Origin of the sequence: Streptomyces sp. NPDC048211 (assembly GCF_043202315.1) — a bacterium.
Lineage (GTDB): Bacteria > Actinomycetota > Actinomycetes > Streptomycetales > Streptomycetaceae > Streptomyces.
On record NZ_JBIDAD010000003.1, the window covers coordinates 176,139 to 200,052 of the forward strand.

Annotated in this window: 19 protein-coding genes and 2 pseudogenes; 8 read left to right on the top strand and 13 right to left on the bottom strand. The window is 69.4% G+C overall.

The window, feature by feature from the left end:
• Positions 1 to 43 precede the first annotated feature (43 nt).
• Both ACGFZA_RS13665 and ACGFZA_RS13670 read left to right on the top strand, forming a co-directional pair.
• Positions 44 to 697 (top strand): CatB-related O-acetyltransferase, encoded by a 654-nt coding sequence (locus tag ACGFZA_RS13665; protein ID WP_385272670.1) that lies wholly within the window; start codon positions 44 to 46, stop codon positions 695 to 697.
• 84 nt (positions 698 to 781) lie between these two features.
• Positions 782 to 1,950, top strand: a pseudogene (locus ACGFZA_RS13670) (macrolide family glycosyltransferase).
• A 309-nt stretch (positions 1,951 to 2,259) separates the two neighbouring features.
• On the opposite strand, the gene ACGFZA_RS13675 reads toward ACGFZA_RS13670, so the two are convergent.
• The 5 genes from ACGFZA_RS13675 to ACGFZA_RS13695 form a co-directional block, all read right to left on the bottom strand.
• Positions 2,260 to 3,126: a GNAT family N-acetyltransferase gene (locus ACGFZA_RS13675; RefSeq protein ID WP_385272664.1), complete on the bottom strand. Its 867-nt coding sequence runs from the start codon at positions 3,124 to 3,126 to the stop codon at positions 2,260 to 2,262.
• 460 nt (positions 3,127 to 3,586) lie between these two features.
• Positions 3,587 to 4,462, bottom strand: a complete 876-nt coding sequence (locus ACGFZA_RS13680) for an endonuclease/exonuclease/phosphatase family protein (protein ID WP_385272271.1) — start codon at positions 4,460 to 4,462, stop codon at positions 3,587 to 3,589.
• Between the two features lie 257 nt (positions 4,463 to 4,719).
• Positions 4,720 to 5,745, bottom strand: coding sequence for an iron-containing redox enzyme family protein (locus tag ACGFZA_RS13685; RefSeq protein WP_385272268.1), 1,026 nt, complete (start codon positions 5,743 to 5,745; stop codon positions 4,720 to 4,722).
• On the bottom strand, positions 5,726 to 5,974 hold the full coding sequence (locus ACGFZA_RS13690; RefSeq protein WP_385272265.1) for a CDGSH iron-sulfur domain-containing protein: 249 nt from the start codon (positions 5,972 to 5,974) through the stop codon (positions 5,726 to 5,728). Before ACGFZA_RS13690 ends, ACGFZA_RS13685 begins: the two co-directional genes overlap by 20 nt.
• Before the next feature lie 13 nt (positions 5,975 to 5,987).
• Positions 5,988 to 6,674: a HemK2/MTQ2 family protein methyltransferase gene (locus ACGFZA_RS13695; RefSeq protein WP_385272262.1), complete on the bottom strand. Its 687-nt coding sequence runs from the start codon at positions 6,672 to 6,674 to the stop codon at positions 5,988 to 5,990.
• A gap of 778 nt (positions 6,675 to 7,452) precedes the next feature.
• Here ACGFZA_RS13695 and ACGFZA_RS13700 point away from each other — a divergent pair.
• Both ACGFZA_RS13700 and ACGFZA_RS13705 read left to right on the top strand, forming a co-directional pair.
• Positions 7,453 to 7,791, top strand: a pseudogene (locus ACGFZA_RS13700) (SRPBCC family protein); the annotation flags it as partial.
• Positions 7,792 to 8,170: 379 nt separating this feature from the next.
• Positions 8,171 to 9,349: a PP2C family protein-serine/threonine phosphatase gene (locus tag ACGFZA_RS13705; protein WP_385272256.1), complete on the top strand. Its 1,179-nt coding sequence runs from the start codon at positions 8,171 to 8,173 to the stop codon at positions 9,347 to 9,349.
• 39 nt (positions 9,350 to 9,388) lie between these two features.
• Here ACGFZA_RS13705 and ACGFZA_RS13710 read toward each other — a convergent pair whose 3' ends face one another.
• Positions 9,389 to 9,544 carry a DUF6131 family protein gene (locus tag ACGFZA_RS13710; protein ID WP_385272253.1) on the bottom strand — a complete coding sequence of 52 codons (156 nt, stop codon included), beginning with the start codon at positions 9,542 to 9,544 and terminating at the stop codon, positions 9,389 to 9,391.
• Between the two features lie 388 nt (positions 9,545 to 9,932).
• On the opposite strand from ACGFZA_RS13710, the gene ACGFZA_RS13715 reads away from it, so the two are divergent.
• Positions 9,933 to 10,145: a hypothetical protein gene (locus ACGFZA_RS13715; protein ID WP_385272250.1), complete on the top strand. Its 213-nt coding sequence runs from the start codon at positions 9,933 to 9,935 to the stop codon at positions 10,143 to 10,145.
• Between the two features lie 210 nt (positions 10,146 to 10,355).
• Here the strand turns inward: ACGFZA_RS13715 and ACGFZA_RS13720 are convergent, their stop codons facing one another.
• Entirely contained in the window at positions 10,356 to 11,177 is an 822-nt protein-coding gene (locus ACGFZA_RS13720; RefSeq protein ID WP_393679023.1) for a maleylpyruvate isomerase N-terminal domain-containing protein, read from the bottom strand.
• Positions 11,178 to 11,327: 150 nt separating this feature from the next.
• Entirely contained in the window at positions 11,328 to 11,822 is a 495-nt protein-coding gene (locus ACGFZA_RS13725; RefSeq protein ID WP_393679024.1) for an HIT family protein, read from the bottom strand.
• 738 nt (positions 11,823 to 12,560) lie between these two features.
• Between ACGFZA_RS13725 and ACGFZA_RS13730 the strand changes: the two genes are divergently transcribed.
• The 3 genes from ACGFZA_RS13730 (at position 12,561) to ACGFZA_RS13740 (ending at position 16,303) form a co-directional block, all read left to right on the top strand.
• Entirely contained in the window at positions 12,561 to 13,973 is a 1,413-nt protein-coding gene (locus tag ACGFZA_RS13730) for a family 2B encapsulin nanocompartment shell protein (RefSeq protein ID WP_393679025.1), read from the top strand.
• 109 nt (positions 13,974 to 14,082) lie between these two features.
• Entirely contained in the window at positions 14,083 to 15,411 is a 1,329-nt protein-coding gene (locus tag ACGFZA_RS13735) for a family 2 encapsulin nanocompartment cargo protein terpene cyclase (protein ID WP_393679026.1), read from the top strand.
• Between the two features lie 4 nt (positions 15,412 to 15,415).
• Positions 15,416 to 16,303, top strand: coding sequence for a geranyl diphosphate 2-C-methyltransferase (locus ACGFZA_RS13740; RefSeq protein ID WP_385272235.1), 888 nt, complete (start codon positions 15,416 to 15,418; stop codon positions 16,301 to 16,303).
• A 256-nt stretch (positions 16,304 to 16,559) separates the two neighbouring features.
• On the opposite strand, the gene ACGFZA_RS13745 is transcribed toward ACGFZA_RS13740, so the two are convergent.
• The 5 genes from ACGFZA_RS13745 to ACGFZA_RS13765 form a co-directional block, all read right to left on the bottom strand.
• Entirely contained in the window at positions 16,560 to 18,896 is a 2,337-nt protein-coding gene (locus ACGFZA_RS13745) for a glycoside hydrolase family 3 N-terminal domain-containing protein (RefSeq protein ID WP_393679027.1), read from the bottom strand.
• 55 nt (positions 18,897 to 18,951) lie between these two features.
• The gene (locus ACGFZA_RS13750; protein ID WP_393679028.1) at positions 18,952 to 20,886 is read right to left on the bottom strand and encodes a cellulase family glycosylhydrolase; all 1,935 of its coding nucleotides are present in this window, start codon (positions 20,884 to 20,886) and stop codon (positions 18,952 to 18,954) included.
• Positions 20,887 to 21,027: 141 nt separating this feature from the next.
• Entirely contained in the window at positions 21,028 to 22,029 is a 1,002-nt protein-coding gene (locus tag ACGFZA_RS13755) for a LacI family DNA-binding transcriptional regulator (protein ID WP_385272661.1), read from the bottom strand.
• A gap of 89 nt (positions 22,030 to 22,118) precedes the next feature.
• Positions 22,119 to 22,946, bottom strand: a complete 828-nt coding sequence (locus tag ACGFZA_RS13760; protein WP_326734094.1) for a carbohydrate ABC transporter permease — start codon at positions 22,944 to 22,946, stop codon at positions 22,119 to 22,121.
• A 13-nt stretch (positions 22,947 to 22,959) separates the two neighbouring features.
• Positions 22,960 to 23,901 carry a carbohydrate ABC transporter permease gene (locus tag ACGFZA_RS13765; RefSeq protein WP_385272226.1) on the bottom strand — a complete coding sequence of 314 codons (942 nt, stop codon included), beginning with the start codon at positions 23,899 to 23,901 and terminating at the stop codon, positions 22,960 to 22,962.
• Positions 23,902 to 23,914 lie beyond the last annotated feature (13 nt).

Consider the following 23,914-nt stretch of genomic DNA (forward strand, 5'->3'; position numbering starts at 1 on the left):
CCACCAGGTCCACCAGGTCCACCAGAGAGGAACCTCTTCCCCTATGCCGCCCGTTCCCGCTGACCCCACTGTGCTCCACCCGATGCCCGAGTACCCGCGCGTGGTTCTGCTCAAGCCGCTGGTGAAGTCGCCCCTGATCGAGGTCGGTGACTTCTCCTACTACGACGATCCGGACGAGCCGACCGCATTCGAGACACGCAACGTTCTGTACCACTACGGCCCCGAGCGACTTGTCATCGGCAGGTACTGTGCGCTGGGGACCGGCACCCGGTTCATCATGAACGGCGCCAACCACCGCATGGACGGTCCTTCCACCTTTCCGTTCCCCACCATGGGCGGCTCCTGGGCGGAGCACTTCGATCTGATCACCGGCCTGCCCGCACGGGGCGACACGGTCGTCGGCAACGACGTGTGGTTCGGACATGGCGCCACAGTCATGCCAGGCGTACGGATCGGCCACGGCGCGATCATCGCCGCCGGCGCCGTGGTCACCAGCGACGTCCCCGACTACGGCATCGTCGGCGGCAACCCTGCCCGGCTCATCCGCACCCGCTACGACGCTGCGGACGTCGCCCGGCTCCTTGCCGTGGCGTGGTGGGAGTGGCCCGTGCAGCACATCACCAGGCATGTGCGGACGATCATGTCGGGGACCGTCGCCGCCCTGGAGGAGGCCGCCGCACAGATCGAGCAGCCCTGACACCGCGTCCTCGCCACACCGCCGGCATCCGTCCGCACCAGAAACGAGTGATCGCCCGTGTCCCCTCGCCGCGTCCATATCGCCATGGTCGGCATCCCCATCGTCAGCCATGTCCTGCCCGGCCTCGCGCTCATCCAGGAACTCGTGGCCCGCGGGCACCGGGTCACCTACGCCAACGACCCGTTCGTGGCCGACCGGATCGAGTCCACCGGCGCGGAACTGCTGCCCTGCACCTCCACGTTGCCCGTCGCCGACAACAACTGGCCTGCCGACCCCATCGCCGCAGCGAGCCTCTTCCTCGACGACGCCGTCCAGGCGTTGCCGCAACTGCGTGCCGCCTACGACGACGATCCGGCCGACCTGTACCTCTACGACATCGGCGCCTATGCCGCACGCGCCCTGGCCGAAGCGCAGGGCGTCCCGTCGTGCAACTGTCTCCGACGTTCGTCGGATGGGACGGCTACCAAGAGGAAGTCGCGGCCCATCTACGGAAGCTGCCCGGCGCCGACGCGTACCAGGACAGGTTCGCACGGTGGCTCGCCAACTGCGGTGCGGGCACCACGGACGTGGACACGTTCTCCGGCCCACCCGCGCGGGCCCTCGCCCTCATCCCGAGAGCGATGCAGCCGCACGCCGATCGAGTCGACACCGACACGGTGACCTTCGTCGGCCCCTGCTTCGACGCCCGAGCGGACACGGATGGCTGGACCCGCCCCGCATCCGCGGACAACGTGCTGCTCATCTCGCTGGGCTCGGCGTTCACGCAGCAACCCGCCTTCTACCGCCAGTGCATCGCCGCCTTCGGCGACCTGCCCGGCTGGCACGTCGTACTCCAGATCGGCAAGTACACCGACCCCGAGGAGCTCGGCACCATTCCGCCCAACGTCGAAGTGCACTCGTGGGTCCCCCAGCGGGCGATCCTGGAACAGGCCGACGCCTTCGTCACCCACGCGGGCATGGGCGGCTGCGGCGAAGGACTCCTCGCGGGCGTTCCCATGATCGCCGTGCCGCAGGGGGCCGAGCAGTTCATGAACGCCGACCGACTCGTGGAACTCGGCGTCGCCCGCCGTGTGGACACCGCTGACGCCACCGCCGAGGTCCTTCGTGCGGCGTTGCACGACCTGGTCACAGATCCGGAACGCGTCGACCGGTCACGGCAGTTGCAGGTCGCCGCCCGAGCCGAGGGGGGCACCTCGCGCGCTGCTGACCTGATCGAGGACATGCTGGCCACCGCCCTCGGCGCCGCGCATTGAGGCTGGCGCTTCCACGATCCGTCAGGTGATGGCCTTCGGCTCTTCCCCAGACTGCCGAGCAGGCCGAGCGTCGCCGACGACGAGCCCTGATCGTCATCCGGATTGCGGGAGTGGGCCCGCGGCAGGACGGCGAGGGACGTGTGCCCAGCCCGGGTCCCTTGGGGATTCGCTGCGCTTCCTCATCTCGAAGCCCGTTACCGCCGCGGTCAAAGGGACGAGCGCAACCCGCGACGGTGGATGAGGAACCGGGACCCACACCCACCAGACGATCCCCACCCCGGACTGACGCCCTGGCGAGCAGCCCCGGCGTCAGGCCGGCCGGACCCGGTCCCGCACCTCCGGCTGCTCCTCGAACCCGGCCGCCCTGTACGTGGCGACGCCGCCGGCATTGGAGCTCGGAGTGCACACACGTACGCTCGACGAGCCCATCTCACGCAGCGCGGCCGCCCCGGCCAGAGTGATCGCCCGGCCGTAGCCGCGACCGCGGTGGTCCTCGTGGACGCCCATCGGCTCGACCAATCCGGGCCTCCCCCTTCCGGCCGACCACACTGTCACCACCGCCGCCACGCAGCCCTGGGCGTCATAGGCGCCCAGGCAGCGGGCGTCGGCGTAGAAGGGTCCCGCCGACATCGCGTGCCAGTAAGCGCGCGTGGGCCGCGAAGTGCTGAAGGCCGACCGCAGGACGTCGGCGAAGTCCTGCGCCTGCTCCGGGCCGATCGGCCTGATCCGGACGCCGGGGTCCTCCACCGGCTCGGTGAGGTCGCGGAAGAGCGGAGTCCACGGCTCGTCGACGCTCCATCCTTCCTTGCTCAGAAGGTCGTGGAGCAGCAGGCCCTGCGGGGCCTCGATGGACACGGCTCCTTCCGGGAGCACGCCGCGCTCAGGAAGCGAGAAGTCCTCGACGAGCCGCCGCGCCAACTCCTCGTCCCGGAAGGCGCCCGGAGCGACCGTCATCCGGACCAGCGTCGGCGAGTCGAGCATCCCGACCGCGCGTATCCGGCCGTCCCGACTCCAGGTCCGCACCACCGCGGCCGTCTCGGCCGTTCCGAACCGGTAGTTCCAGCCGATGTCCCCGCCATGCAACTGCATCGGCGCTTCGTCGCACTGCCATTCCCGCAGGGCGGCCTCGGCCTCGCCCACTCCGTGGACAGTCGGCGTGCCCAGCACAATTGTCATGGTCAAGATCAGACACTCCGTCCCGAAGGACCGCAACCGGTTAACCGGGCCGCATGCTGCTCCCGCAGCGGCTCGGCCGAGAGCTTCTCCTCCCGCATTGGCTCAGCCTCTTCGGTATCCCCCGTCCAGCGCGGCGCACGATGATCCGCTCATGCTCGTCGGTCCTCCGTGCGCGGGAGCGTCAGCGCACAACCTCCGACGGCCGGCGACGTCGCGAAACCCGCACCTCCCGGACCATCCGCACCTCGCACTGCCGCCCCCACGACCGACACGAGCACGCCGAAGGCACGCACACGCCAGGTCCGTGACCAGCGTCGTCACCATGCGCAGCGCCTCTTGGGAGTCAGTCACCTTCTGTGACTGCGGACTTGAGCCGGCGGGCCCGCGCAGCCGGGTAGGTACTCGCCCCTCCGTCTCGTCGTGGGGCACCGGCAGAACCCGCTCGCAGCGCCGGACCCTGCTACGCCCACCTCAGATCAGCCTGCACCAGATCGTGGTCCGAGTACGGAGTGAGATGCACACGGTGCTCCAGCGGGGCGAAGCCGCGCAGAAAGATGTAGTCGAACTTGCTGCGCCAGTCAGTGGTCGGCTCGCACGCACCGGCCGCTGAGGGACCGCAAGCGGCGTCCGCGTCCTTGGCCAGGCCCCACATCCCGGTGAGTTCGACGGCATCCGGCACCGCGTTGAAGTCACCGAGAACAATCGTGCGGTCATGCCGGGCGATCGCCTTCGCAAGTACGTCAGTCTGCTTCGCGCGGACCGATTCCTGACGCCGCTGGGCCAGGTGCGTGTTGAAGACCCGGACGGGCCGGCCGTCCACGAGAGTGGTGACGGCCATGTACCCACGGTCCTCGGAGCCGCCGTCGGGGTACTCCACGTTCACGTGGTCGGTCATCGGAGCGGCCGAGAGGATCGCCTGGCCAAAGCCCCCCGGACTCCACGGCACTCCCCCGCAACGGCCCCAACTCCGCAGAACCGAGCCGTACTCGACGTGGTAGACCAGCCCGTACTGATACTGCAGATGATCCCGGATCCTCTCGACGTCGCCCACGCACGCTTCCTGAAGCCCGATGACCTGAGGTGCGTACGTCGCGATCTCCGCCGCCCGGCCGAGGTTCTGTCCGCTTCCCTCGCAGGGATTGCAGAGGTTCCACGTCATGACGCGGTTCGGCACGGCCTCCTGGGGAGCACCGGCCGGCAACGGCTTGGCTATGTGGGCCACGCTCGACGCGCTCGGGCCGGCGAGCAGCAGGCAGGCCACGATCAGCGCGCCCGCGAGCCACCGTGCACCGGTTCGGGTCACCCTGTACCTCCTCGAAGTAGGGACACACGCCATGGAGCGAGGTCTCCCCGCACGAGGTTATGTGACGGGTCGTATGCAGCACATGAGTGCCCGGAACGAAGGTCGGGTTCGGATGCGCAGGGTTCTCCTGGCGTGCCCGCACGGCTCGGTCCTCGTCGCCGGTCCGTGCGTGGGCGTCGACGGCGGTGGCGGGGCCCGGGGTTCGCCCGGCAGCCCTGTCGGTCGGTTCGATGTCCGTCGGAGTGGGGCGGGCCGGCACACGCACCGAGCACACGGCCGGGGACTCAGTGCTACAGCCGGGTGGCACCATCACCGTCGAGCAGGGCCGACCGCCCGGTCTGCCAGGCGTTCAGCAGGTGAGACGCCAATCGGCCCTCCATGTGCACCGTGGCGTCGGCTCCGAAAGCCACCTCGGTGTCCAGGCTCGGCTCCTCGGCGAGCAGGCCGCCGATGACCTCTCGGCGCACGACCTGTTCATGAACGGCGTCCGCCTCCACATGCTCGGTGTAGAAGCGTTCGGCGGCGGGCCCGGCCCCGACGCGCCGCATCGCCGCAGCAAGACGGCGGGAGCCTGGCGACGAGGTGATCTCCACGCACGCGAAATGGCCGACCAGTGCGCCACGCAGGGCTCGGTGCAGACCGAACAACGTCATGAGGTTCACGACGGCGAGCGCGGCGGCCGGTGCCACTTCCACGTAGTGGCCGTAGCGGGTGTCCAGACCCACGTCCTCCATGAGGTCGGCGAAGAGCTGGGCATGAATGTTCTCGGCCCGCCCCGCGCCGAATTCGTCATATTCGATGGCGACCATGCCGGCCTTGGCCCGCCCGCGCAGCCGGGGGATCACCCAGGCGTGCGGATCCGCCTCCTTGAGGTGGTAGAGCGAGCGCAGGGCGACGTACTCGCGGATCTGCCACAGTTCTCCGTCGTGCTCAAGGTGGTGGGAGACGCTGCCACGCCGGTCGGTGGGCTCGGTCAGCAGCTCCCCGATGGCCTCATCGGCGGAGCGTCCGGGAAGGACATCGGTCCGCAGCGCCCTCAGGAACCGCCGCTCGAGCGCCCGGCGCAACGGCATCAGCTCCGGGTCCCACTCCCGGTCCTCGGCGACTGCGGCGAACCCTCTGTAGTGCAACTCGTAGAGCATGTAGAGGGCCAGCTGCAGGTCCTCTCCGTACGGATCCGCAGCCGCGACCTCGTCCGCCCCCGGAGGGACATGCTGCGGTGAGGCAAGCGCGGCGAACAGGCCGGCCGAGAGCGGCCCTCGAGGACGTGGCATGGCGGGGCCGACCGGATCGTGGTCAGTGGTGATCGCCGTCATGGGTGTCCTTCGGGTCGATCCCGGAAGACCGGTCGCCTCCCTCGCGGCTGCCGGCGCCGGGAGATTTCGTCCGCCGGCGGTGACTGGTGTCGCACCAGGGATACGCGCGGCTCCGGCGGCAGGTGCAGACGGCAACGACGAACCGGTCGGAAGAGGCGACCGAGCCGTCCTCCTGGACGATCTCGACCGGCCCTTCGATGAGAATCGGGCCGTCGCGCACAACGGTCATACGCCTGGCTCCGTCAGCTTCTTTCGGCACGAATGACCACCAGTTCCTCTGCGTCTTCGCCGGCGCCGATCAGACCCCGGGCCCGTAGCCAGGGCAGTCTCTTGGTGATCACGGGCCCGTACGGTACGTAGGACCGCTCGGTCACAGCGCAACGCAGCCCGGAATCCATCATTCTGCCGAGCGTCTCGTCGACGCCGCAGAGTCCGGAGTGCACCACGAGCAGTACGCCGTGCGGCCGCAGAACATCCCGTGCATGGGCGCAGATCCGGTCCAGGGTCTGCCGTCCGCCGTGCCCGGCGTCCCAGGCGACCGCGGATCTGTGGGTGCGGGTGCGTCGTTCGTAGGGCGTGGGCACGTACGGCGGGTTGCTCACCACGAGGTCGAAGCGCTGACCGGCGACCGGCCCCGTGAGGTCACCGTGCACCACGCGGATGCGGTGGCCGGAGCGGGCTGCGTTCATCCGAGCGGTCATCACTGCTCGCCAGGAGATGTCGGTCGCTGTCACCCGGGCACGCATCCGCGCCGCCAGGAGAGCGAGCGCGCCGCTTCCGGTGCAGACGTCGAGCACTTCCATGCCCGCTGTGACCCCTTCGGCACCAAGAGCCCTGGCGAGCAGGTAGGTGTCGGCCTGCGGGGCGTAGACCCCCGGCAGCGTCCACACGGTGCCGAAGTCGACGGGCGGAGCGGCGGCGGTCGTCATCGGAAGCCTCCATGGGGACGCAGACAGATTCGTATTCCCGCTCGCCTCGCCAGGCGCGCGCCCACCCATTCAGGTTCGGCCCGCTTGTTGTCCGCCGCCACTGGAGCTGCGGTCTCCGGCGTTCTGCCCCGTGGCTGCCGGGGCGGGGCGGCCGCTCTGCCGCTCGGCGCCCGATCAGCTTGCACCCACGTCGTGCACGGACGCGCGGGCGGGCGAAGCCGGACCCAAGGCTGTCCCGCACACCCTGGCGGGCGCGCGACGACAGCTACGGCACCTCTCCCCCGTAGCCTCAACGGCACGAGGGGACCCCCTCCGTTGTCGGAACGCCCGAACACATCCAGAACGCGGACGCCCCTCCGCCTTGCGATGCACCGCATTTCACTCCGCGCGGTAATCCACCAGGAATGGCGGGACAGCCCTTAGCGTGAGAACTCCTATCGAGCAACGCGACACTTCGGACGACGGAGACAGGCATGGCCGTGCGGCACCGGTTGATCAGAAAACCTCCGGCAGACGTCTGGGAGGTCCTCTCCGACGTTGCACGTTACGGGGACTGGGTCGTCGGCGCGGCACGGGCCGAGGTGGACGAGGGGCAGTGGCCGAAGCTGGGGGCTAAGGGCTGTCCCGTAATCCCTGGCGGGCGCACGACGACAGCTACGGCACCTCGCCGCGTTGTCGGAACGTCCGAATACATCCAGTATGCGGACGCCCCTCCGCCTTGCGATGCACCGCATCTGACGCCGCGCGCTGATCCACCAGGGATTACGGGACAGCCCTTAGCCTGCGGTACGAGATCAGGATCGGGCCGTTCACCCTCCACAACCGGACCGTGGTGCGGCGAAGCGAACCCACCGCACTCCTCGAACTCGAGGCGGACAGCGGACCGCTGGGGACCGCGAGGATCGCGATGGAACTTCGGCCTTGGGGCGAACACACCCTGATCATCTTTGATGAACACCCTTTGCGTGGTGCGGGAGGTGCTCTGCACAACGGCCTCCTGGACGCGGCCCAGCAAGTGAGGCACCGCGCGATGCTCCGCCGCCTGGCCCGGCTCTGCGAGGGCGATGAAGGCCCGGCCCACACCACTTCCGTGCGACCACGGCCACGCAGAGCGTGAACCAGCTCCGACCTGGACACCCCCGCTCGACCGGGCGAGGTCCCGTCCATCGGGGCGGGAGCACGTCACCCCGGACACCGTAGTGACAGGAGCGGGCACCAGTGAACTGGCCGCGGCGAATCCCCTGGTCGGCAAGGCCGGGAGCACTGAGATTCTGAAGTTCTGAAGGCCCGGATCGGCCGCCGAGGAGCGGTACAGAACGTTCCAGGATGGACCCCGAGTTCGCCAGTGACCTCTTCGGCGTCCAGTAGCGGGGTCGGCCGGCTCATGTCCGTGCTCGGCCGGAGCTGCGGTAACCAGCCCGCCGCGCGCCGGTCACGCACCCGAGTGAGACTACTCAGGTGGGACAGACGCACGAGGAGAGACGAGAGGCGGCGGGATGACGGCGTCCGCGACCGATGACCTTCTGGGCGACTTCCTGGCCGACCCGGCGAATTCGGCCCTCGACCTGTCCACGGCCGTGGACCGCTGCTCCAGGGCTCTTGGCCTGCAGCATTCAGTGGTCTATCTGAGCGACGTCCAGCAGCGCGTCCTGGTCCCCTTGACGGGGCATGGCCAAGACCTCCCCATCGACGCCTCCCTTGCGGGCTGGGCCTACCGCAGCCAGGCCTTGCGGGTGGAGGAAGGAGAGATGGGCGAGCTGACGGCGTGGCTGCCTCTGGTGGACGGTGCCGAACGTCTGGGGGTGCTGGCGGTTCTGTCGCCGACGATGGACGCCGTGCTGCTACGCCGCGCGCGGGCCCTTGCCTCCCTCCTGGCCATGATGATCACGTCCAAGCGGTCCTACAAGGATTCGTTCGTACGGCGGACGCGCACCGAGCCGATGGAGTTGCCCGCCGAACTGCTCCGGGCGTTCCTGCCGCCCCGTACGATCGGCACGGCGAACGTCGTGTCGACGGCTGTCCTGGAACCGGCATACGAAATCGCCGGAGACGGATTCGACCACGCCCTCACGGCTACGACCCTGCACGCGTCGATCCTCGATTCGATGGGGCACGACCTGACGTCCGGCCTCGCCACTTCGGTCACCCTGGCCGCTTGCCGCAATGCACGCCGGACGGGAGCCGATCTCCCCCAGCTCATCGAGAGCGTCGACTCGGCACTGACGCAGTGGCTTCCCGAACAGTTCTGTACCGGTGTCCTGGCCCAGCTGGACCTGGCCTCGGGCGAACTGCGCTGGAGCAACTGCGGACATCCGGCACCGCTGCTCATCCGGGACCGGGCGTTGGTACCGCATGCGATGGAGAAGGAGGCGGATCCGCCCATGGGTTTCCCCTTCGCCTTCGTGTCCGGTCCGCGTCAGGTCCACCGGATCACCCTGGAGCCCGGGGACCGGGTGCTGATGTACACGGACGGCGCGACCGAATCACGCATGCGCAACGGAACGGAGTTCGGCCTGGAACGTTTCGTCGACTACGTCGTGCGCGCCGCCGCGGCCGGAGAGCTCGCACCCGAGACTCTGCGCCGGCTCATCCATTCCCTTCTGGAGTCGGAGAGCACCGGCCTCCGCGACGACGCGACCATTCTGATGTTCGAATGGAAAAGTCCACAGCCCTGAGTCCTGCGGCGATTCCCCGGTAGGCCACCCCGTCGACGGTTACCAGTAGTGGCGCCGACCTCCCACCGCATGCCCCAGGGCACCGAGCACCCAGAGCACCGCGCCGATGACAAGCAGGATGACCCCGATGGTCCACAGGACGGAAATTCCCGCGACAAGTCCGATGACGAGCAGAACGACGCCTACAAGGATCATGACGTCCTCCATTCAAGCTATGCAGCACATGCAGCACATATTCAGAGTAGTTGCCATACGAGCCGAGGGCCTTCCGGAGCGAAAGAGGCGAGAGGCGGTGACGGCGCTCCCCCCTCCCGCGCAGCCTGTTCCAGGCACTGCACGCGTCTCTCTATCGAGGCAGGCAGAAATACGGACAGGTGCGAAGCCGCCGACACCCTTGTTCGCCGAGCAGTGAATCCGCCCTCTGCTGCATCCATTCCGGGGCGAGCATTCACATGCAATCGCTCACTGGTTGACCGCTTCAGCACGTCGCGATCCGGAAGACGACCGGCCTGGTTCTGTCGGAAACCCACCACGCCCTCATATACTCCAGTCCCGGTTCATCCGCCCCGTTTCAGGAGGTGTCGTGCAACCCACGGTAAAGTTCTGCTACACCTGCGACTCCGACGAACCACACCGCCCCCTCACCGGGAATGAGAAGACCTGGCTCAAGGAACGCACGGGCCGCAGAAACGTCGACGAATTCATCATGTGCAAGGCGCCGAGCTGTCGCAATGTGCGCAGCGGATTCAACAAACGCCCGTTCGATCCCGTCATTCGCGTACCCCTGCCCGATTAGGGGTTGTCCCGTAAGCGCTGACTGCGCAGTGGATGGCGGCGCATTGTGGGCGCTCACTGGATTCCCTGATCAGAGGGTCAGGATCTTCCCGAGGCAACCCGGAGCCAGTCGCGCCTCCTCACCTCCGTGGCATCCGGGTTCCGGAGCGCCCTGTCTTATGCATCGCCCTCAAGGTGATCCGCGGCGTTCGCAGACAAGGGCTCAGTCCGCCTACAGCACACGCAAGGCGTGGTTGATGTCACGCTCACGCCTCGCCAGTGCGTGCAACACGGCCTGATCACCGTGCCGTTCACGGGCGGCCGCGACGAGCACGTCGATCGCGATGCCGAGCGCGGCTTCGGGGGCGGGGGTGCGGGCGCCCACGCTCAGCGCCAAGTCCTCCAGATGAACGGCCAGTTCGACACACCGTGTCTGCAGGTATCCGTCAAGGAGCATCTCCTCCCCGGACCGGTGGAGGACGGCGACTCGCCGGTCGGCCGGCTCCCCTGTCAGCCGCTCGGACAACCGCTGCCACGCAGCCCGCGCCTGCTCGGCGACGACGGCGGGACCGGCCGTGGCAGTTTCCTCACTGCGTGCACGCACGCCGACGTTGAGCTCGGAGTCGGGTGTGGATGTGCCCTTGAGCCTGGCGTAGTAGTGCACAGGTGTGACTGGCTCCGCGCCGTCCACCTGACCATCAAGGAACCATTCGACCTGCAGAATGCTGCGCGCAAGGTGACCGGCCAGCCCACCGACCGACATCCCCGGCAGCACAGACTCCTTCTGCCAGCAGAGCGCCACCCCTCCTTCCGCCAGGAGTTGCGCGGCTCTCTCGACAGCCAGGAGGTATGCCTTGCGTGTCTCGGAACTCGTCATGGCCGACATGGTGCCCGCACAGTGATCGCCACCACGAAGCTGTCCATTCTGACATCGAAGTCCAGCATGCGAACCTTGGGCTTTCGCCCTGGAGCCGATCCGGGTGTCCAACTTCAGCAAGCGAATGATCAGGCCACTGACTGGTGTGTTCACGACGTCGGAGCCGTCCTGGGTCACCCCGTTCACCGGGCCGAGCCCGCGCCTATGGCATGTCGGTCGCCGCGATACGCCGCAAGACGACGAGGTCGCAGCGTGCACGACCGTGGGGCCTGCCGTCGGTGGATCGGATGCCACGGGACACGGCCTACTGGCACCGGATTCCGCCGCTCATCCCGTGTTGAGTACACCCCGCGCGACAACCGCTTCACGCAGACGCACGGCCGTCGAGGCCGCCTGCCCCGGCGACAGCGCCAGGACCCCGTGCTCGGTCATCAAGGCATGGAACTGCTGCTCGCGGTAGGGAACGCCGGGTGGCAGGCCGGCGATGTGCCAGTGGAGGTGGGCATTGCCCTGCTGACTGCCGAGCGAGTACAGGTACGTACGCTCCGGGCCGCAGACCGCCTCGACCGCGAGGGCGATCTCCCGGACGAACAGCATGAGACGGCTGTACGCCTGCTCGTCCAGGTCGCGCACAACATGCTCGACGTGCACCTTCGGCGCGACCAGGACCTTGCCCGGCACCGTGGGCCACCTGTCCAGGAACGCGACGTGATCAGCATCCTCAAAGACCGTCGCATGCGCGTACTCCGGGTCACCGGCCAGGAACGCGCAGACGAAGCAGGGACCGCTACGGGTCCGCGCCACGTAACTCTCAAGATCCATCGGCAGTCGCTCCGTTGACACGTGCGCACCTCTCGGTAGATGTACACCAGTCTGTCGCAGGCCCCTCCCGGCACCGGCGCGAAAAGGCCATCGGCTCGAGATCGTGGAGGACTGGTGAGCGACTGCGGAGCCGCCTCGCCACGACCGCCCCGACCCCGCCCACACGCCTCCCCTCGCACCGGCCCGTACGGCGAGGGTTGCGGGTCGCGGGAGCGCCCGGTCGCGAGTGCACCGGTACCGCCCGACGATCGGGCTGATGGATACCCACTCACCCGGGACGGCATCGGCCGCGCCATCGCGGATCTCATACCCGGCCCGGTCCCCGGATTCATCGCTGTCGCGATTCCGACGTGGTACCGCGAGACCGTTCGTGATAGCCACGGAGGGGGACGGCCCCGAACACTCACCCCCGACCGGCCCTACTGTCCGGTGATAGTGCGGCTGTGCGGCACTCGTGCCGTCCCTCCCGCTCACCGGCCCCGCGCGGAACCTCTTCGGCCGTTCGCCAGGACCCGCCGCAGAGCGCGGCTCAATCCCGTGGGTACCCGGCCAAACATCGCACGGACGCGATCATCGTATCGAGTTAATGTCCCCGGTTTTCCTTGGTCACGCGCCGTGGCCGGCCTCTAGGGTTCTCGTGGATCTGAACGGATTCCCGTACTTACAACCCTTTTCCTCCTCTTGCCCAACGGCGTCCGTATACGCACGTTGCCGCCCTGACCAAGGAGAGCTTGCCCGATGACTGTTGAACCGAGTTCGGACGTACGACTGGAACTGCCCCGGCAGTCCAGTCTGGGCACGGCGGCGGCCCGCAACCTCGCCAGCACGACCAAGTCCGCCCCGCAGATGCAGGAGATCACCTCACGCTGGCTGCTGCGGATGCTCCCCTGGGTGGAGACCAAGGGCGGCGCCTACCGGGTGAACCGCCGCCTCACCTACACCGTCGGCGACGGGGTCGTCGAGTTCGTCCAGGACGGTTCCGGAGTCCGGGTGATCCCCCGTGAACTCGGCGAACTGGCCCTGCTGCGCGGCTTCGACGACGTGGAGGTGCTGACCGCTCTTGCCGATCGATGCGTCCAACGGGACTTCCACACGGGAGAGACGCTGGTCGAACGCGGAGCGCCTGCGGATGAGCTCCACCTGATCGCTCACGGACGCATCGGCCAGAGCACCGTCGGCAATTATGGCGACGAGGTCGTCCTGGACGTACTCGCCGACGGCGACCGGTTCGGGGAGAACGCGCTGCTGGACGAGGACGCCCGGTGGGAGCAGACAGCCGTCGCCGAGACGTCGGGCACCCTGCTGACCCTGTCGCGCGCCGACTTCGCGGCCGTGCTGTCCACCGCCCCAGGTCTGCGGGAGCATGTCGACCAGTTCGCCTCTCATTCCCGCCACCGGCAGAACCATCGCGGCGAGGCGGAGATCGCGATGTCGGCCGGCCACGTCGGCGAGCACGAACTCCCCGGCGCGTTCGCCGACTACGAGCTCAATCCGCGCGAGTACGAACTCTCTGTCGCCCAGACGATTCTGCGCATCCACACCAGGGTCGCCGACCTCTACAACGGGCCGATGAACCAGACGGAGGAACAGCTCAGGCTCACCGTCGAGGCGCTGCGCGAGCGCCAGGAGCACGAGCTGATCAACAACAGGGAATTCGGCCTGCTCCACAACGCCGACTTCAAGCAGCGCATCCAGCCGCACTCCGGCCCGCCCACCCCGGACGACATGGACGAACTGCTCTGCCGCCGCCGCGGTTCCAAGTTCTTCCTCGCGCACCCCCGGACCATCGCGGCGATCGGACGTGAGTTCAACTCGCGCGGTCTGTACCCGGACCACGTCGATCTCGGCGGCCAGCAAGTGCCTGCGTGGCGCGGGGTCCCGATCCTCCCCTGCAACAAGATCCCGATCACCAAGGAGAAGACCAGCTCGATCCTCGTCATGCGTACGGGTGAGGAGAACCAGGGCGTCATCGGTCTTCATCAGACCGGGCTCCCGGACGAGTACGAACCCGGTCTGTCCGTCCGCTTCATGGGCATCGACGAGAAGGCGATCATGTCCTACCTCGTCAGCACCTACTACTCCGCCGCCATCCTCGTGCCCGACGCGGTCGGCGTGCTGGAGAACGTTCAGATCGCGCGCTGGCCCAAGTAGCGCATCCGGCCGGCCAAGGCATGTGTGACGCCCTCCATGCCGTCCGGGGCGGTCACATGGTGTGCCCGGAGGGCCTCAGGACAACCACTCACCCACCGAGGAGCCATGGATGCCCGCACCTGAGCTGACACCTCCGCAATCGAACCTGTCGGAGGCTGCTACCCACTTCGGGGCACGTGTACTGGCCGACGCCGCGAGCCGGGCTCGCGACATCATGGCGGTCATCAGCGGCCCGTCGGGTACGCCCCTTCCGCCCGCATCCCCTGAGGTCTCCGCACCCGCACCCGCACCCGCACCCGCACCGATTCCGCCCGACGCCCCGCCGACCGGGGCACCTGCGGCAGGCACCGGCCTGGATCGGATCCTGCGCGGCCCGAGCGGCCTGGGGACGGCCGGTCTCCGTCTCTTCGGACGAGAGGAGCCGCTGACGCCTTCGGAGCCGTCCGTCGACACGGCGGAGGGCCGTCCGGTCCCTGGCCTGTACTACCACGCGATCCCCGAACCCGACCCGGCGCGGGTCCAGGAGGTCAGCCGACGCATCAAGGCCTGGGCCCTGGACGAGGTCTCCCTGTATCCCGATGAGTGGGAAGACCAATTCGACGGCTTCTCCGTGGGGCGGTACATGGTCGGCTGCCATCCCGACGCGCCCACCATCGACCATCTGATGCTCGCCACACGGCTGATGGTGGCGGAGAACGCGGTGGACGACTGCTACTGCGAGGACCATGGCGGCTCACCCGTCGGCCTCGGTGAACGGTTGCTGCTCGCGCACACCGCCCTCGACCCCCTGTACACGACCAAGGAGTACCAGCCGCAGTGGTCGGAGTCGCTCCACGCGGACGCTCCTCGGCGCGCCTACCGCTCGGCCATGGAGTACTTCGTCCGGGCGGCCGGCCCTTCCCAGGCCGACCGGCTGCGGCACGACATGGCGCGGCTGCACATGGGGTACCTCGCCGAAGCGGCCTGGGCCCAGTCGGACCACGTCCCGGAGGTGTGGGAGTACCTGGCGATGCGCCAGTTCAACAACTTCCGTCCCTGCCCCACCATCACGGACACCGTCGGCGGGTACGAACTGCCCGCGGACCTGCATGCCCAGCCAGGCATGCAGAAGGTCATCGCTCTCGCGGGAAACGCGACAACGATCGTGAACGACCTGTACTCGTACACCAAGGAACTCGACTCTCCCGGCCACCACCTGAACCTTCCCGTCGTCATCGCCGAACGTGAGGGTCTGTCCGACCGGGACGCCTATCTGAAGTCGGTCGAGGTCCACAACGACCTCATGCACGACTTCGAGACCGAAGCCGCGGCGCTCGCCGTCTCCTGCCCCCTGCCCAGCGTGCAGCGCTTCCTGCGGGGCGTGGCCGCCTGGGTCGACGGCAACCACCACTGGCACCGGTCCAACACCTATCGCTACAGCCTGCCCGACTTCTGGTAAGAGAATGGACTCATCTGTGACCCACACCGAACTCACCGACACCGCCCTGCGCATTCCCGGCCCGACGACGCCCTACCAGGGCGACATCGCCCGCTACTGGGACGGCGAGGCCCGGCCCGTCAACCTGCGGCTCGGCGATGTCGACGGCCTGTACCACCACCACTACGGCATCGGTGAAGTCGACCACGAGGCGCTCGGCGACACCGCGGACAGCGCGAGCGAGAAGAGGCTGATCGCCGAGCTCCACCGGCTGGAGTCGGCCCAGGCGGACGTCCTGCTGGGGCACCTCGGGGACATCGGACGGGACGACACCCTGGTGGACGCCGGCTGCGGCCGCGGCGGCTCGATGGTGATGGCGCACCAGCGCTTCGGGTGCAAGGTCGAAGGTGTCACGCTGTCGGCCAAACAGGCCGAATTCGCCAACGGCCGCGCCCGGGATCTGCGCATCCAGGATCACGTCCGCGCCCGTGTCTGCAACATGCTGGCCACGCCCTTCGAGACCGGGTCGGCCGCGGCATCGTGGAACAACGAGTCGAGCATGTACGTCGACCTGGACGACCTCTTCGCCGAACATTCCCGTGTCCTGTCGGTCGGCGGTCGCTACGTGACCATCACCGGCTGCTGGAATCCGCGGTACGGCCAGCCCTCGAAGTGGGTCTCACAGATCAACGCGCACTTCGAATGCAACATCCACTCACGCCGTGAGTACCTGCGGGCCATGGCCGACAACCGCCTCGTGCCGCAGGCCGTCATCGACCTCACTCCCGACACACTGCCCTACTGGGAGCTGCGGGCCACGTCTTCGCTGGTGACGGGCATCGAGGACGCGTTCATCAACTCCTACAGGGACGGTTCCTTCCAGTACCTTCTCATCGCCGCCGACCGGGTCTGACCTGCTCTCGACCCGGATCCTCTTCACGGGGCACGGCCACTGCCACCGCCGTGACCGTGCCCTGTTACGGGCGGGCCACCGCGTCGTCCCGTCCGGACAGGCCCGGCGGCGGGGGCGCGCCTGGTCCGGCCGTTCGGGGTGCGCCGAGGGGGACCGCCCCGCTCCCCCAGGCATCCGGCCCTGTTTCCCCACGACATCCGGCCCCGTTCCTCCCCTGCAACGGAGGAGCGGGGCCGTGACCCCCGGCACCGGCCGTTCAGCCGATCGGGTCGGCCCGGACAGTCAGCCGGGCGCCGCGGGTCCGGTCGGACGACGGGCCCGTCTCCACCTCGAACTCCCCCGGCTCCGCGGCCCGCCGCAGGTCGCGCGTGACCGAGGCCAGGGTCCGTTCCTCCACGGGGAAGGAGACCTCGGCCCGCTCTCCGGGTTCGAGGGCGACCCGGGCGAAGCCGCGCAGTTCCCGGACCCTCGGCCATGAAGAGCCCCCGGTCACCCGGCGTACGTAGAGCTGCACCGTCTCCCGCACCGGCCGGCCGCCGGTGTTGCGGATGCCGACCGTGCACACCAGCGGCTGCGCTGCGGCACGTGTGCTGTTCGGTGCGCCGGTGGTCAGTTCCGCTGCCGTGACGGACGTCCGGGACAGGCGGGGGGTGCCGTATTCGACCGTCGTGTAGCTCAGCCCGTGGCCGAACGCATGGCGGGCGGTCGCGGGCTGGTCGACATAGCCGCGGTAGCCGTGGTCCTTCCCGTTGTAGTGGACCGGCAGCTGAGCCGCCGAGCGGGGCACCGATACGGGCAGCCTCCCCACGGGATCCGCCGTGCCGAACAGGACGTCCGCCACGGCCCGCCCGCCCCAGGGGCCGGGATACCAGGCGCTCAGCACCGCCGCGGCCCGGCCGTCGAGGTCCGGCAGCGCGTGCGGACGGCCCTGGACCAGCACCACGACGACGGGAGTCCCTGTCGCGATCATGGCATCGAGCAGGGCCGACTGGCCTTCCGGAAGGGCGAGTTCCGCCAGGTCCACACCTTCTCCGCAGGTCATCTCGACCGGATTGCCCGAGGTGACGACCGCTGCCCCATTGGCGTCGAAGCGGGTTCCCGACTCGCGGGCGCTCGATCCACCGAACACCACGACCGCGACATCGGCCCCGGCGGTGAGCGCGACGGCGCCGGGCAGGTCCGACAGGTCGCCACCCACGAGCCCGCTCCCCCGGGCATCAACGATCTCCGTGCCCCGGGGCGCCGCCGCCTTGAGGCCGTCGAGGACGCTGATGCCCGTGCCCGGTCGCTGGGGCGCGGTGTAGTCGCCGATCTGCTGCGGTACAGAGTCGGCGTTCGGGCCGATGACCGCGATCCGGCGTGCGCGTTCGCCGAGCGGGAGTGTCACACCGTCGTGCGTGAGCATCGTGACCGATTCCCGGGCGATGCGCTCGCTCAGCCCTTCGGGCCCCGGCGTGGGGCTGCGCTCCCCGGTGTACGGGTTCTCGAACAGGCCCAGCCGGAACTTCAGGGCGAGCACCCGGCCGACCGCCGTGTCCAGAGCGCCCTCGTCCACGAGTCCCCGTCGCACGGCCTCCTCCAGGCGGGGGAAGCTGTCGTCCCACAGGCTCAGGTCCGTGCCCGCCTCCAACGCCATGGCGCCTGCCGCCACGGGGTCGCCGGCCAGCCTCACCAGGCGATCGAGCGCCAGCCCGTCCGCCATCACCAGACCGGTGAACCCCCACCGTTCACGCAGGATGCCGGTGAGCAGTTCCCGGTTGGCGGCGCACGGAATCCCGTCGAACTCGTTGTACGCGGCCATGACGCCTGCCGCCCCGGCGCGGACCCCCGCCAGTGCGGCCTCCAGGTGGATCTCGTGCAGTTCGCGGGCGCCCAGTTCGGTGGCCGCGCTGTTGCGGCCGCCGACCGTGGCGCCCTGCCCGGCGAAGTGCTTGAGGACGACGGCGGCCCGGTCCGGCCCGATGAACTTTCCGGGTGGCCCCTGGACACCGCGCACCAGGGCCTCCGTGAACCGCGCCGCGAGGTGGGGGTCCTCGCCGAAGCACTCCTCCGCGCGGCCCCAGCGCGGATCGCGCACCAGGTCGAGTGCGGACACCAGCGCGACGTGACCGCCGCGCGACCTCAGCTGCGCGGCGGCGAGCGCGGTGGCCTCCTCGTACAGGTCCGGGTTCCAGGTGGCGCCGACCGCCAGGTTGACCGGGAGCAGCGTGCCGTCCAACGCCTGGAGACCGTGCGGCATCTCCTCGACCAGCAGGACGGGAATCCCGAGCCGGGTGGTCTCCACGACGTGCCGCTGCACGGCGTCGGAGACACGCGCCCCGTCCGCCGCACCGATGCCCGTGGCCGCGGTGACGCCCGACCAGGGGTCTGCCCGCTGCAGTCCGTAGAGGGCTCCCATTCCGTCGAAGGCGGCCACCTCGGTGCGGAACGCGTCGGTCAGGTGGTGGCCCGAGGCGTCGCGTTCGTACGCGTCCCAGCCGTACATCCGCTGGTTGACCTGTCCCACTTTCTCGGTGAGCGTCATCCGTGACAGGAGGTCGCGCACCCGGTCGGCTATGGGCGCCGCGGGATCACGGAAGAGCGGCTGGGACATCGGGTGGCTCACTTTCACGGGCGGTGGGGCATGCGGGGCGGTCAGGGGCGGTCGGTCAGCGCAGTTCGAGGACGCGCACCCCGTACGGGGCGATCGTCACCTCCACCACCGGTTCTCCGCCCGACAGTTCGCGCAGTTCACCGTCCGCCGACGGGCGGACGGTCAGTTCGTCGGCCGACTGGCTCACGAGCCAGACGAAGCGGGTGCCGTCCTCCCGGACCAGCGTGTCGGCCGCGATGTACGGCGAGCCGGCCGTCACCGGCCGTGCGGCACCGGCGAGTTCGGCGAGCGCCGCGTACAGCCGGTGGGTCTGCTCCGGGTTGGCCCGCGCCGTCCGGGCCGCCATGTGTTCCAACGGATAGGTGGCGAGGACCGTTCGGCCCTCGCCCGTCTCGTGGCACAGCAGGGCCGGGCGGCCGTGCGCGTCGGTGGCGACGACGCGCGCGCCGGCCGGGACGACCGGCAGGTAGGCACGGCTGTCCTCGTTCCCGGCGACGGGGAACGTCAGGGTCTCGCCTGCGGTGATGGAGCCGAAATCCTCCGTGAACGTCATTTCCAGGACGTCGTCCTCGATCGGCTCCGCGACACCGTAGGAGAGCTGCAGTTCGACGCCGAACAGGCCGTCCAGATCGTGGAACCAGGGGCCACGCGTCGCGGGGTGTTCCCCCGAGCAGAAGGAGAGGTAGACGGTGGCACCCTCGCGGGCCCTCCGCTCCAGTGCCCGCCGGGTGCGGGTGGTCAGCTGTCGGGTCGAGGGCAGCAGGTACAGCGCGGCGTCGTCCGGCAGCCCGTCGGCCTCCCGGGCGAACGCCACGGGCAGGTCCGCGCCACGTGCGGCCACGTACGCCTGGTGGAGGGACGTGAAGATCAGCGGGCGGTCCGCGGGCCTGCTGTAGGGGTAGCCGCGCTCAAGGAACGCGGGGACGACGAGGGCGGCGTCGGCGTCGGTACGGCGGCAGCGGGCGAAGTCGACCTCCTTCAGGACCTCGGCGAAGGCGGCCAGTTCCCGCAGGGGCTCCTTGGGCCGGCCGGTGTGGTCGGTGATGCCGAAGTGCATCTCGAAGGGGTGGTGGTCGTACGGGGACTGCTCCCACAGGTCGTCGTAGTCCGTGTTGTTCCAGGCGATCCAGCCGGTGGCGCCGCCGAGCAGCGAATTGTGCAGGGTCTGGCGGTAGAACACGCCCGCGTTGGCCGCGGAGACCACGTCGGTCGACAGTCCGAACTCCTCCAGCACGACCGGCTGGCCGGTCACGGCGGCGAGTTCGCACTCGAACGCGGCGCGGTAGTGCTGGCGCGGCCGGTCCGTGTCGGAGCGGTAGACGTGCGGCCCGACGAAGTCCACGTAATCGGCGGTGTCCCGCAGCGAGAAGCCGTTGTCCCGGCCCGTGACCTCGATGCCCCAGGCGCCGTCGCCCAGCGAGACGGGCTGGGTGCCGCCCGCCGCGCGCACCGCGTCACACATGAACTGCGCCCAGGCGGTGACGACGTCGCTGGAGGGCGGGTCGACCTGGTAGATCCGGCCGTAGCCCGGCATCTCGTTGGTGATCAGCCAGCCGGTGACCGCGGGGTGGTCCTTGAAGCGGCGGGTCATCTGGGAGACGAACCACGCCTGACGCCCGACGAGCCACACGTCCTCGTACAGGTCACGGTCCCCCCGCCAGGCCGGGTCCCAGTTCTCGCCGGACATGTGGCCGACGATGAAGGTGGGGACCGTCCCCATCCCCGCCTCCGTGTGGGCGTCCAGGAAGTCGCGGAAGCGCTCGCAGAGCTCCTCGTCGATCCGGCCGGGCTCCGGGTGGAAGTCGGGCCAGTAGAAGAAGGACCGGGTCATGTTGAGTCCGTGGTCGCGCAGGACGGCCAGTTCCTCGCGGACGGTCTTCGGGTCGTAGTTCCGCCACATCAGCGGGCCGCCGGTGCGGGACCAGAAGTTGGCGCCGAGCCAGGGAAGAACGGCGGAGTCGTGGGTGAGCTGGGCGCTGTGGCGTCGCATGGTCGGGTCCTGACCTCTTCGATGTGCGGGGGTGGATCATCGCGGCGGGTGAACGGCCGGCGTGGGCCGGGCCGGAGCCGCGGGACGGGGCGGGGTCTCGGGCGGCGGGCCGCGCGCGGGGTGCGGTGGGGAACTCATGCTTCAGGGCCCGGTGGGGAGGGGGCCGGTCGACTCCCGGACCACCAGGCTCGGGCGTCCGTCGAGGGCCGGCGGTGGCACGTCCTCGCCGCACTGGACGAGGAGCGCGCGGGCAGCGGCCGCACCGACCCGCTGCACCTGCTGGTCCACGGTGGTCAGACGGGGGTGGAGCCAGCGGCCGAGCGGCAGGTTGTCGTACCCCAGGACCGATACGTCCTCCGGCACCCGCAGCCCGCTGCGCTGGGCCGTACCGATGCCGCAGACCGCCATGGAGTCGTTGGGGAAGACCAGCGCGGTGGGCCGGTCGGGGAGGGCGAGCAGTTCCTCGGTCACGGCGACGGCCGCCTGTTCGGTGAAATCGGTGTGCCGGACGGCCACGGGGCTCAGTCCGGCCGCGTCGAGGGCTTCCTCGAAGGCGGCGCGGCGCAGCCGGGTGTGCACGAGTTCGGGCGGGCCCGCGACGTAGGCGAGGCGCCGGTGGCCGAGTTCCAGCAGGTGGGCGACGGCTTCGCGGACGCCGGCGTCCTGCTGCCCCAGGCCGACGCCGGGCACCGGTGACTCGGAGTCGGTCGCGCCCAGCAGGACGGCGGGCAGGCCGAGTTCCCGCAGCAGGTGCGGGCGCGGGTCGTCGGCGCGCGCGTCGGTCAGGACGGCGCCGTCGATGCGGCCCTCGGCGGCCAGCCGTTCGTACAGTGCGTTCTCCTGGGCGATGTCGGCGACCAGGTGGAGCAGGAGACCGTAACCCCGGGGGGCGAGCTCGCCCTCCAGGCCGGTGATCAGTTCACTGAAGTGCGGGTCGGCGCCGAGCACGTCGGTGGGGCGTCTGACGACGAGCGCGATCGTGCGGGTGCGGGCCCTGCGCAGGGCCGACGCTGACGCGCTGGGCGACCAGCCGAGTCCGGCGGCCGCCTCCAGGACCCGGCGGCGGGTGGCCTCGGAGATCCGTCCGGTGCCGTTGACGGCCTGGGAGACCGCGGCGGTGGACACCCCCGCCGCCGCGGCCACGGCCTTGATCGTGGGCCGGCCGGTGGCCTGGGCCGGTGGTGTGCCCGCCGTGCCGTCCGATTCCTGGGTACGCCCCTTGAGACGTTCCTTCACATCTTCACCGCCCCGCTCACGAGTGCCTGTTGCATGCGCTTCTGGAGCACGGTGTACACCACCCAGACGGGGACCAGTGTCAGGACCGTGCCCGCGGTCAGGATGCCGTAGTCGGTGCCGGTCAGGGACTTGAGGGTGGGCAGCGCGACCTGGACGGTGCGCTGTTCGGGGTCGGGGCCGATGATGACGAGGGAGTACAGGTACTCGTTCCAGAACGTCAGGAAGTTCAGGAGGAGGATCGTCGCGATCCCGGGCATGCACATGGGGGTGTAGATGTGCCGCAGGACGGCGAACGTCGACGCCCCGTCCATCCGTGCCGCCTCCTCCATCTCGCGCGGAATCGTCCGCATGAACTGGACGAGGATCACGACGGACAGCGGCATCGCCGTGGCCGGCAGGAACAGGACCATGAAGGCGCGGGTGTGGAAGAGGCCGGTCGCCGCGGCGAGGAGGAACGTGGGGAAGAGCGCGGCGAACGTGGGGACCAGGAACCCCAGGGAGAACACCCGCTCCACGAAGGCGCCGAGGCGTCCCTCGGTACGGGCGATGGCGAAGGCCGCCGGAATGGCCAGGGCCAGGGTGAGCACCAGCGCGAGCGCGGTCACGAGCACCGAGTTGACGATGGCCGGGCCGAGATCCGCGGAGGAGAACGCCTCCCCGAAGTTGTGCGGGGAGAAGGACGTGGGCAGGGAGAACGGGCTCCCGAAGATCTGGTCGTTCGTCTTGAACGCCGAGACCAGCAGGTAGTAGAGGGGCACAACCAGCAGTGCCGCGTACAGCCACGCCAGGATGTGGGCCGGCAGCCAGGACCTTCCGAACTTCATGGAACCGCTCCGATCAGTAGTTCTGGCGGAAGACGCGACGGATCGTCAGCAGCCCGGCCAGACCGACCAGGAACAGGACCACGCCGACGGTCTGGCTGTAGCCGAGGTCGGCCGCGATGAACGCCTTCTGGTAGACGAGGAAGGACAACGTTGTCGAGGAGCTTCCCGGGCCGCCCTGCGTGAGCAGGAGTACGTTCTGTGCGGATCCGAACAGGGTCCACAGGAACTGGAGCATGGTCACGACGCCGACGAAGTCGCGGATGACGGGAAAGTGGATGCGCCACATGGCGCGCCAGTGGCCGGCGCCGTCGAGCTGCGCGGCCTCGCCCAACTCGTCCGGCACACTGCCGAGCCGTGCGGCGAAGAGCACAGCGGTGAAGCCGATGCCGCTCCACACGTCGAGGACGATGAGGCAGTACAGGGCGGTGGACGGGGAGGCGAGCCAGGCGTCGGTGAGCGAGCCCAGACCGGCCTTGTCCAGTGCGCCGTTGAGCATTCCGTCCGGCGCGAGGACCGCGTAGAAGACCATCGCCTTGGCCGGGGTGGAGATCAGGCCGGGGATGAAGAGCAGGTAGCGCAGGGCGCGGTGCCCCGGCGGCTTCTGGGCGACGTAGTAGCCGAGCATGTACGCGCACACGATCATCACGGGCAGGGCCACGACCAGCTGCGTGGCGGTGTTGCCCACCGAGTCCCAGAAGACCGGGTCGTCCAGGACGGTCCGGACGTTGTCGAGACCGGCGAAGGAGACGGGCTGGAGCATGCCCGGCCAGTGCAGGGCGGCGATGACGAAGATGGCGACCAGGGGGCCGACCATGAACACGAGGTACCAGACCAGCGCCGGCACGGCGAGGACGACCCCGGCCTGCTTTCGTCGGGCGGGCCGTGCAGGAGGGGGCGAGGGCGGTGCCGGCCGGCGGGCCGTGGCGCCGCCCGGGGCGGACGAGAGCAACGTCATGAAGGAACTCGCA